The sequence below is a fragment of the Lactobacillus sp. WILCCON 0149 genome (assembly GCF_057197965.1).
Genome location: NZ_JBUBHO010000043.1, coordinates 1 through 388 on the forward strand (window position 1 = coordinate 1; position 388 = coordinate 388).

Here is a 388-nt window from a genome sequence, read left to right on the forward strand (position 1 = left end):
GAGGACTTACCCTCGCGTTACCGAAACTATTACCTATAAGAGACGCAAGCAAGTCGGCAGAAAGAAAGATATCTTAGATTCTCTGCCGGGCGAGGAAGTTCATCATCGTTTGGATGATCTTACCTGTCCAGACTGCCAGCACGAACTGAAAGAGATCGGCAGCTTCTGTGCTAGACAAGAGCTGCTGTACATTCCAGCCCAAGTTAAGAGAATCGATCACATCCAACACTCTTACAAGTGCCAGCACTGCAGTGATGAGGCACCGGCTGACAAGATTATCAAAGCACCTGTACCCAAGGCACCGTTAACCAACAGTCTTGGCTCAGCTTCTTTGATCGCTGATACGATCTATCAGAAGTATGTTCTCAAGGTTCCTGCCTACCGACAG

The 388-nt window shown here is 48.2% G+C and carries 1 protein-coding gene; it reads left to right on the forward strand.

Annotated elements, in window-relative coordinates; all coding sequences use genetic code 11:
• Positions 1 to 388, forward strand: a 388-nt coding sequence (locus tag ACYVUV_RS12395) for an IS66 family transposase zinc-finger binding domain-containing protein (RefSeq protein ID WP_484499586.1), incomplete at both ends; no start/stop codon positions are given.